Genomic DNA, 9,663 nt, shown 5'->3' on the forward strand with positions numbered 1-9,663 from the left:
AGCGCGGAGGAGGCTCGCCGCCCGCCCCGCGGAAAGCAAAGCGCCTGGAATGGAAAGCAACAGTTTCCATCCACAAATAAACTAAAAAAGACTGCAGACAAACCTCAATTTTCATTGAGTTTGTCTGCAGTCTGAAACCCGCTGACCTGTCAGCTGGTTTTTAAACTAAGAACTGTTCTAGAGATGTTTACTTCGCAATAATGTGGAAGCCGGAGTCAACATGAAGGTTTTCGCCGGTAATTCCGCGAGCCATATCGCTTAAAAGGAATACAGCTGTATCTCCTACTTCTTCCTGTGTTGTTGTTCGGCGCAGCGGGGCGCTTTCTTCGATATCTTTTAAAATTGAGTTGAAATCACTGATGCCTTTAGCCGCTAGTGTACGAATCGGACCGGCAGAAATGGAGTTGACGCGAATGCCGTGCTGGCCAAGATCAGCAGCCAAATAACGGACGCTGGCATCAAGCGACGCTTTCGCTACACCCATCACATTGTAATTTTTCACAACGCGTTCGCCGCCTAAATACGTCATAGTCAAAATGCTGCCGCCTTCAGTCATAAGCGGCTTCGCGTATTTAGCTACGGCTGTCAGTGAATACGAGCTGATATTATGGGCAAGGAGGAATCCTTCACGGGATGTATCAACAAAATCTCCATCTAGATCTTCTTTATTAGCGAAAGCAATGCAATGAGCAAGCCCATGAATGACTCCTACTTGTTCTTTAATTTGCGCGAAGCATTTTTCGATATCTTCATCAACGGTCACATCACACGGCAAAATTAAAGAATCGTTTCCTTCAAGTGTTTCAGCAAGCTCGCGAACATTCTTTTCAAGGCGTTCGCCTGCATATGTAAAAATCAAACGGGCGCCGGCTTCATGCAGTGAGCGGGCGATTCCCCAGGCAATACTTCTTTTATTGGCAACTCCCATAACAACGAATGTTTTCCCCGTTAAAGAAAAAGTCATCTCTGTTCCTCCCATTAATACAAGTTATTAGTACCTAGTAATAATATTAACAGGAAAACGATGGATTGAAAAGCATCGTTTTAAAAAAGCGGACACGCCCTTAAAGGAAAAGCGCCCGAAAGACTGTACTTTCAAGGCGCGCTTCTACTTTATCCGCCATACTCCAATTCTACTTTTAATTCATCCACATATTCTTTCGATCCGGTCAAAATCAGCCGGTCGTGCAGGCGAAGCTCCGTGTCTCCATGAGGAACGATCGATTCGTTTCCGCGGAAAATGCGGACAAAGATCACATCTCCGGTAAACGGGAAGTTTCGCAGAGCCAATCCTTCATAATTGCCGTTGAGCATTTCTATCTCATACAACGATGTTTCTTTATTGGTCAAAATGCTGATAATGCTTGGCGACTCGATTAAAGCGCGAAGAAGCGCCTTAGCAGAAAGGAAATAAGAGAAGGTTTCGATGCCGTTCTCAAGGAGCCTTTTCTCCGTTTCTTCTCTTTCTACATGCGCGATCACGCGCTCCACTCCTCTTTCTTTTGCTGCCATTGCCAGCTCTGCATTTTGCTCCAAGTTTCCTGTAGCAAAGACGAGAATGTCAGCCATAAAAATGCCGTTTTCCTCCAGTGTTTCCACCGTCAGGTCTTCAAGCTCCTCTACATCAAAAGTGGAGTTGCTTAAATTATTTTCTTCCGCTTCTGATTTTTTCCGGTAAACCACGGTATCATATAAAGCAGATTTCATTTCTTTAGAAATCGGCATGGTGTACTGATTCGCTCCAATGAAAGCGATTTTGATCCGTTTTTCTTCTTTCATATGCGGCGGGAACAGCTTCTTAAAGACGACAGGCGTGATTAAACAAGTGATTACGGCCACTAAAACGAGCAAGCCGCTCATTTGTGAACTAATGACTCCCACCCGTTCCGCAATTTTGGCGGCGGCAATCACAAGCGATAGCGTAGATGTAAGCAAAAAGGCAGACGCCATAACCGTCTTCCGGTCATACCACTTTCTCAAATAAAGAAGCGGCAAAACCTTGGAAATAAAGAAGGCAAGCATCAGCAGCGGAATCAGCATCAGCATCTTTTTATCACTTAACAATGACCATAAATCGAGCTCCACTCCGACCATGACAAAGAAAATCGGAATGAGGAAGCCGTACCCGAACGAGTCGAGCTGACGAACAAGCTCGTGATTCGGAGCCAGGAGCGAGACAAGCACACCGGCCAGAAAAGCGCCAAGGATATTTTCTGCCCCGACATATTCTGATAAAGCAACGAGAACGATCATTAGGGTGAAAACGGCCCGTGTTCCGATTTGCACCGTGCTTGTGGACAATGCTTCAAAGAGAGGCTTATTCTTAAACCGCTTGGCAATGAAATAAAGAAGAACACCGGCAGCAAACAGCACGAGCAGCAGCCACATATTTCCTCCACCTGAGCCATTGACCGATACGAAAACAGCCAGAAGAATCATCGTCACCAAATCCGCGATCACCGCAACAAGCAAAATAATTTGCCCAATGACTGTTTTCATTAAATGCGCTTCCTTCAGCGTCGGCACAACCACCCCAAGTGAGATGGTTGAAATAATAAGTGTCATTAAGAACGCATCCTCAATTAGGTGAAGCAGTACGAATAAATACGACAAGCCGAAAGACAAAACGAGAATCCCGCTGAAGATAATCAGGGCAGCAGCAAAGGCATTCGGTTCTGTTTTGTCCGGAACCATTTTCGGCGTCCCCTTTTTCTTAGAGGAAAAGGCTGTAAAGTCAATCTCCAACCCGCTCAAAAACATTAAGAATAAAAAGCCAAGAGTCGACAATGTATCAAGCCAGACATCTTGGGAGACCATGTTGAAGCCGCTCTTTCCAATAACCAAACCGACAATAATTTCTGCAATCACGACTGGGATAAAATTCAGCTTCAGCCGATGCAAAATAATGGGAGTTAAAAAAGCGGCAACGATCACAATAACTAATGAAAGCAACGAAGCATGTTCTGCCATAAAACTCCCTCCTTTTTCATAATTTTTTCTGTCACTGCTGTAACCAAAAGCGGTGGAAATGTTCTTTCATTATAACTTGCCGTATGATAAAAATGATAACGAAAAGGAGTGCCTGCCAGATGAATATTGATATTATCGGAGACATCCACGGCTGCTTTGCCGAATTTCGGCAGTTAACGGAAAAGCTTGGCTATTCGTGGGAAAGCGGCCTGCCCCTTCACCCCGAAAACCGGGTGCTCGGGTTTGTCGGTGATTTAACGGACCGCGGACCGGAATCTGTACGCGTGATTGAAACTGTCTACGGCTTATGGGCAAAGAAGCTTGCCTACTATTCCCCCGGCAATCATTGCAACAAGCTGTACCGGATGCTGATCGGCAACAAAGTCCGGGTCAATAACGGGTTAGAAACAACCGCCGCTGAATTAGACGCATTAAATAACCGCGATTACAAACGGGTCAAAAAGCAATTTATCACTCTGTATGAACAATCGCCGCTTTACCAGGTGCTTGATGGCGGCCAGTTAATTATCGCTCATGCCGGCATTCGTGAAGACTATATTGGCAAGTACAGCTCCAAAGTTAAAACCTTTGTCTTGTATGGAGACATTACCGGCGCTGCCGATGCAGACGGCTTTCCTGTCCGGCGCGACTGGGCCAAGCATTACCAGGGGAAGCCATGGATCGTTTACGGCCATACACCGACAAAAGAAGTCCGGATCGTCCGCCATACAGCCAATATCGATACAGGGGCCGTTTTTGGCGGAGCCTTGACCGCCTTTCGCTATCCTGAAAAAGAAACCGTCTCTGTTCCTTCTTCCATGCCGTTTGTCCCCGAAAAATTCCGGCCAATAGACTGAAATAATAAATAAAGTGGTCCGCCGTCAGCGACCGGAGGACCACTAATCATTGTTTCTCATCGGATTGTCGTGCTGTTTTCACTGGCTTTTACGCTCCGCCTGCTTGGTCGATTACTGCCTGCATATCTTGCGGAAGCGGACACTCGAAATAAAGCGGCTTCTGTGTGATTGGATGGCAAAAAGCGAGCTGATGACAATGAAGGGCTTGGCGGTCAATCTTAGCCAAGGAGCCTCCGTAAAGCTCGTCACCGAGCAAAGGATGGCCTATATGAGACAGATGAACACGAATTTGGTGCGTCCGCCCGGTGCGAAGCTTGAGAGCTGCCCGGGTGAAATCAGGAAACGTTTGAAGCACTTTAAATGCAGTGCACGCATATTGGCCGTCTGCTCTTACTTCCCGTTCGATAATACTCGTTTCTTTCCGCCCGATCGGCTCCTCTATGATCCCGCCGGCAGAAGAAATGACTCCTTCTGCCAGCGCTTCATACGCGCGGGATATTTCATTTCGCTTCTGCATTTCCGAACATAAATGGTGGACATGCCGGTGCTTCGCAATCAGCACAAGACCTGATGTATCACGGTCCAGCCTTGTCACCACATGGACGGTTGCCTCAATTCCCCGTTCTTCATAATACCCGAGCAAGCCATTAGCGAGACTGCCTGACGGATGCTCCCGGGAAGGGATCGTACTCATGCCCGCCGGCTTTTCCACAACAAGCAAGTATTCATCCTCGAACACAACCGAAAGCGGAAAGTGTTCTTTTAGAATGCCTTCACTCGGCACCTCCCTCGGGAAAAGCACCGTCACCTTGTCTCCTTGCGCCAACTGAAAACGGACATTTTCCTCGTGCCCGTTGACCGAAATCCGGCCGCCGCCGAACTTAATATCTGTCAGTGCCCGCCGGGAGACATGCTGCTCCATTAAAAAGTCGCGCAGCAGCTTCCCTTCATCTTGCTCCGCCGCTGTCCAAATCAATTGAAACCTCATATGATCAGCTGCTCACAAATGAATCATGGACTCGTTTCCAGAACGGGAAGGGCCGGAAACGGGCAAAACGGATTTTTTCATTCGCTACCCGGTACTGGATGGATTTCACATCTTTATGAAGCAGCGTCAGATGATCAATGGTCACGAGGAAATCCGAGCGATTTACCGGCTTCAGCATGCATGTGTGATGAGCCGGCAAAATAAGCGGCGAGCCGACCGTCCGAAATACACGGTTGTTAATTGATGCCATTTCTGCCAATTGGAGCGCGCGGATAGACGGATGCAAAATAGCGCCGCCCAGCGCTTTATTGTACGCCGTGCTTCCCGAAGGAGTGGAAATGCACAGCCCATCGCCGCGGAAGCGCTCAAATTGATCGCCGCGAATTTCTACATCCATGACAAGCGTTCCGTCAACGGCCTTGACCGTAGATTCATTTAACGCCAAATACCTTGTTTCCTTGCCGCCATGCTGATAGCGGATAATGGCTTCAAGCAGCGGATACTCAATAATCTGATACGGTGTGCGGGCAATAGCGATGACCAGCTTTTCAATCTCATCGGGCACCCAATCTGCGTAGAAGCCGAGATGCCCTGTATGAACACCGACAAAAGCGGTTTTATCGAGGCGCTCAATGTAGCGATGGAAGGCGTACAAAAGCGTTCCGTCTCCCCCGACAGAAATCACGATATCCGGCTTGTTTTCATCATATGTTAGCTTGAAGTCCAGCAAATAAGCGCGGATCTTGTGCATTAAAGCATTGGACTTGGCATCTCCCTTGGACGTTACTGCAAATTTCATTTCCGTTCACCTTCTTTCTACTCTTTTCTTCTATGATCCTTTACTTGCTCTTTCTTCTTCGTGAAAAACGCCTGTGCTTCTTTAATTTCCTCACGGATGAGCGACATTTCTTCATCCAGGCGAAAAGCAGCCTCAGCTGCCCGCTCCAGCCTCATAAGAATTTCTTCCGGGAATTGCCCCTCGTATTTATAATTTAATGAGTGCTCAATCGTTGCCCAAAAATTCATGGCAAGCGTCCGGATTTGAATTTCCGCTAATATTTTCTTTTCGCCGTGAATGGTTTGCACCGGATACTCAATGACCATATGATACGAACGGTAGCCGCTCGGTTTCTTGTGGGAAATATAGTCTTTCTCTTCAACAATTTTAAAGTCTTTGCGCATGCGCAGCTTTTTAACGACTTTAATAATATCATCTACAAACTGGCACATCATGCGGACACCGGCGATATCCTGCATCTCCGTTTCCAAGCGGTCCAAAGGAATGTTTTTGTCTCTCGCTTTGTCAAGAATGCTGGCCACGGGCTTGACGCGCCCTGTCACGAATTCAATCGGAGAATGCTCATCGCCATGTTCAAATTGTGTGCGCATCCCTTTAAGCTTCACTTTCAGCTCATCTACCGCTTGCTTATAAGGTATTAAAAATTCATCCCAATTTTTCATTCTTCTTCCCTCTCAGACGCAGCTGCATTATTGATGATGCAAAAAGACGGATTCTACCTTTTTCACCATTTCCTCTCCGTAATTGCTATTGCCTTCAATATTGCCGATTAAATAACCAAGTTCTTCCTTCCAGCCAGTCAGTTCGAGAGTAACGTCTTCGCCTGAAACAAACAAGCGGGCTTCTTCCTTTAAGGCTTTTTCGAGATCTTCCCACACTGTTTCATGTATGTATAAATAGATAAATTCGTCTTTTTCTTCTGCTAAATAAACAAAGGCTTTTTCGTCGGAATCAACGATCATTTGCTCTGCTGCTTGAACACCTGACAGTTGCACAGGCATGTTTGCATGCAGTTTCACTCCATCCTCATCCCACAATGCGTTTGTAAAATGAATTGTTTTTCTCATTCTCTTTTTCCCCTCTCCGTGCCTGCTATGATAAACTTAAAGGCGGAAGCGCCTGGCCTGAATTTACCTGAAAAGGCAAGGTGCCCGCCGGCTGTAAAAAAACAGCGGGTGAACGAACATTTTTCTGCTGTGCAGACGGAACGGCCTATAGCCTTGCGATAGCTGCAACCAAACAGTATGAAAACTCATTTCATATTTTAACACATCTGTCTATTTCAAATACAGAGCTATGAACGACGAAACTAAATTGAAGAAAGAGGAAAAAGCATGGGTCAAGAATTAGAAATCGAGTTCAAAAATATAGTCAGCCAAACAGACTTTGAACGGCTGGCGGATGCCTTTCACCTGGGGCCGGAAGATTTTTGCCTCCAGCACAACCACTACTTTGATACAAAAAACTTTCTATTGAAGCAGGCAGGATGTGCCCTGCGCATTCGCGAGAAAAATGGGGACTTTGAGTTAACGCTGAAAGAGCCTGCCAAAGACGGATTGCTGGAGACATCACAACCGCTCTTTCGCCAAGAAGCAGAGGGGCTATTAGCCGGCGAGGCGTTCCCGGATGGCCCGGTAAAAACAGCTCTTTCCTATGTCATAACCGATTTGGCCGAATTAAAACCTTTTGGAACCTTGTCTACGAAAAGAGCAGAGATAGATTATGAAAGCGGATTGCTTGTGTTTGATAACAGCTTCTATTTAGGACGTGAAGACTTTGAAATTGAATATGAAGCCGCAGAGAGAAAAAGCGGAGAAGAAATTTTCAATAATTTTCTAAAAAGCTATCAACTTCCAATCAGGCAGGCCGATAATAAGGTAAGAAGATTTTATAACGAAAAGCTGCGGCAGGCAGCTGAAGATTAATAAGGAGCGAACTATGAGCAGTAATCCATTTCAAACTATGTTTGCCACAGGCATCATGCAAAGTATGTCGCCTTCTCCCAATACAACAGCTTCTTCAGGAACGGCTCCAAACCAAGTATTCGGCGCTGTTCTGCAACAGGCATTAATAGAAGGACTGGAACTCATCGGTGGAGGATCGGTGGCAAACTCTTTAGCAAGCACAAATGGCGATACTCCATCCTTTTCTGCTGCACCGTCGGCTGTTCTGCCGACGAAGCCGGGAGCAGACCTGTTAAAAACGGTGAATACAAATGTCAAAACAGATTTTGATGATATTATTACCCGGGCAGCGGAAAAGTACAACGTGCCGAAAAAGCTGATTCAAGCGGTCATTCGCCAGGAATCCAACTTTAACCCGAATGCCAGAAGCTACGTCGGAGCAGCCGGCCTAATGCAGCTGATGCCTGCCACCGCACGCGGTCTCGGCGTGTCCAACGCCTACGACCCTGAGCAAAATGTCTTTGGCGGCACGAAATACCTCCGCCAAATGCTTGACCAATTTAACGGAAATATTAAGCTGGCACTTGCTGCTTATAATGCCGGGCCGGGCAACGTCAAAAAATACGGGGGCGTCCCTCCCTTTAAAGAAACCCGAAATTACGTGCAAAAAATTACTTCTCATTATTATGCTTAAACCAAGACAGACCCTTCGCTGGTCTGTTTTTTTATATGCATAACTCCTCCCCGCCCGAAACTTGTAAAAATAGGCACAAGCACTTTGTTTGTGTTATAACAGCCCCCTTGATAAAATAAATTTACACTACAAGGAAAAAAGGAGTTATTGGTATGGGCGAAAAATCAATAGCACCATTTGAATACATCGGTGAAGAAAAACTTTCAAAACTAGTTGATGCGTTCTATTCAAAAGTTAGTCAGCATCCTGATTTATTTCCAATTTTCCCTGATGACTTAACAGAAACAGCCCGCAAGCAAAAGCAGTTTCTTACACAATACTTGGGCGGGCCTCCTTTATATACCGAAGAACATGGCCACCCGATGCTCCGGGCACGCCATTTGCCTTTTCCGATTACTCCTACACGCGCCCGCGCTTGGCTCTCTTGTATGAGAGAAGCTATGGATGAAGTCGAGCTGCATGGTGACTTACGGGACTTTTTCTATCATCGTCTCGAACTGACGGCTAATCATATGGTGAACCAGCCGGAAGGACCAGGTGAAGACTATTGAAACCATCATTACTGCTTAATCGGATGTGTTCCACTCAGCAAAAGCCTTTGGAGATTTATTGGTTTGTTGATCCGCTCTGTCCGGAATGCTGGGCGCTTGAGCCGTTCATCCGAAAATTGCACATTGAATATGGCCGTTACTTTCGTTTAAAGCAGGTGTTGACCGGTAATCTTGCGGCATTGAACCTCCCCGATTCCAAATTGCGAAGATGGGAAGCAAATGCAGCCAGATCTGGCATGTCATGTGATGGTGCTCTTTGGATGGACTATCCTGTTTCCTCCCCTTTCCTTGCTTCGGTTGCTATCAAGGCAGCAGAGCTGCAAGGACGCCGGGCCGGAAGCCGCTTTTTGCGCAAGCTTCAGGAGGTTTTGTTTATTGAAAAGCAAAATGTATCCGATCTTAACGTTTTAAATGACTGTGCCGATGACGCTGGACTAGACAAAGCTGAATTTCTGAATGACATGCATTCTTCCAGCGCGGCCAAAGCGTTTCAATGCGACTTGAAAATCGCTGCCGAAATGGAAGTAGACGAAACGCCGACACTCGTTTTTTTCAACGAGAACATTGAAGAAGAAGGCATTAAAATTACCGGGCTTTATTCTTATGATATTTATGTCCAGATTATTGAAGAAATGTTGGATGAACTGCCAGAGCCGCAGCAGCCGCCTGCTCTGGAAGACTTTCTGAAGCAATTCCGCTTCACCTCTTCAAAGGAAATCGGCGTCGTATACAATTGGAATGAACGGGAAGTAGAAAAAGAAATGAAGAAGCTTCTTCTCCAGCGCAAAGTGCGCAAAATACCGATGAAATTCGGCTCCATATGGGAATTTATTGATCAGTGATTAGCCGGAAGCCCGTTCCGGCATTTTTCATAAAAAAACAGCCTGGACTTCCAGGCTG

11 protein-coding genes are annotated in these 9,663 nt (G+C 46.3%); 5 read left to right on the forward strand and 6 right to left on the reverse strand.

Annotated features, from left to right (window positions below; translation table 11 throughout):
- Window positions 1–187 precede the first annotated feature (187 nt).
- On the reverse strand, window positions 188–964 hold the full coding sequence (fabI, locus tag BBA02S_RS19035; protein ID WP_041114078.1) for an enoyl-ACP reductase FabI: 777 nt from the start codon (window positions 962–964) through the stop codon (window positions 188–190).
- A gap of 149 nt (window positions 965–1,113) precedes the next feature.
- Window positions 1,114–2,970 carry a monovalent cation:proton antiporter family protein gene (locus BBA02S_RS19040; protein WP_041099265.1) on the reverse strand — a complete coding sequence of 619 codons (1,857 nt, stop codon included), beginning with the start codon at window positions 2,968–2,970 and terminating at the stop codon, window positions 1,114–1,116.
- Between the two features lie 119 nt (window positions 2,971–3,089).
- On the opposite strand from BBA02S_RS19040, the gene prpE reads away from it, so the two are divergent.
- Complete coding sequence (prpE, locus tag BBA02S_RS19045) at window positions 3,090–3,827, forward strand: bis(5'-nucleosyl)-tetraphosphatase PrpE (protein ID WP_041114077.1); 738 nt, start codon at window positions 3,090–3,092, stop codon at window positions 3,825–3,827.
- 88 nt (window positions 3,828–3,915) lie between these two features.
- On the opposite strand, the gene BBA02S_RS19050 is transcribed toward prpE, so the two are convergent.
- Genes BBA02S_RS19050 through BBA02S_RS19065 form a run of 4 tightly spaced genes read right to left on the reverse strand, consistent with a single transcriptional unit; the run spans window position 3,916 to window position 6,681 of the window.
- Complete coding sequence (locus tag BBA02S_RS19050; RefSeq protein ID WP_041114076.1) at window positions 3,916–4,815, reverse strand: RluA family pseudouridine synthase; 900 nt, start codon at window positions 4,813–4,815, stop codon at window positions 3,916–3,918.
- Between the two features lie 4 nt (window positions 4,816–4,819).
- Window positions 4,820–5,614 carry an NAD kinase gene (locus BBA02S_RS19055; RefSeq protein WP_041099260.1) on the reverse strand — a complete coding sequence of 265 codons (795 nt, stop codon included), beginning with the start codon at window positions 5,612–5,614 and terminating at the stop codon, window positions 4,820–4,822.
- A 17-nt stretch (window positions 5,615–5,631) separates the two neighbouring features.
- Window positions 5,632–6,276 (reverse strand): GTP diphosphokinase, encoded by a 645-nt coding sequence (gene yjbM / locus BBA02S_RS19060; RefSeq protein ID WP_041099258.1) that lies wholly within the window; start codon window positions 6,274–6,276, stop codon window positions 5,632–5,634.
- A gap of 27 nt (window positions 6,277–6,303) precedes the next feature.
- A complete protein-coding gene (locus BBA02S_RS19065) occupies window positions 6,304–6,681 on the reverse strand; it encodes a UPF0738 family protein (protein ID WP_041099256.1) in 378 nt (125 codons plus the stop codon).
- 267 nt (window positions 6,682–6,948) lie between these two features.
- On the opposite strand from BBA02S_RS19065, the gene BBA02S_RS19070 reads away from it, so the two are divergent.
- The 4 genes from BBA02S_RS19070 to BBA02S_RS19085 all read left to right on the forward strand — a co-directional run bounded on the left by BBA02S_RS19070 (window position 6,949) and on the right by BBA02S_RS19085 (window position 9,605).
- Window positions 6,949–7,539, forward strand: a complete 591-nt coding sequence (locus BBA02S_RS19070) for a CYTH domain-containing protein (protein ID WP_041114075.1) — start codon at window positions 6,949–6,951, stop codon at window positions 7,537–7,539.
- 13 nt (window positions 7,540–7,552) lie between these two features.
- On the forward strand, window positions 7,553–8,212 hold the full coding sequence (locus BBA02S_RS21455; protein ID WP_041114074.1) for a lytic transglycosylase domain-containing protein: 660 nt from the start codon (window positions 7,553–7,555) through the stop codon (window positions 8,210–8,212).
- 152 nt (window positions 8,213–8,364) lie between these two features.
- Window positions 8,365–8,763 carry a globin domain-containing protein gene (locus BBA02S_RS19080; RefSeq protein WP_041099250.1) on the forward strand — a complete coding sequence of 133 codons (399 nt, stop codon included), beginning with the start codon at window positions 8,365–8,367 and terminating at the stop codon, window positions 8,761–8,763.
- Between the two features lie 23 nt (window positions 8,764–8,786).
- On the forward strand, window positions 8,787–9,605 hold the full coding sequence (locus BBA02S_RS19085) for a ClpXP adapter SpxH family protein (RefSeq protein WP_052475277.1): 819 nt from the start codon (window positions 8,787–8,789) through the stop codon (window positions 9,603–9,605).
- Window positions 9,606–9,663 lie beyond the last annotated feature (58 nt).

This window comes from Bacillus badius NBRC 15713 (genome assembly GCF_001591605.1).
Classification (GTDB): domain Bacteria; phylum Bacillota; class Bacilli; order Bacillales; family Domibacillaceae; genus Pseudobacillus; species Pseudobacillus badius.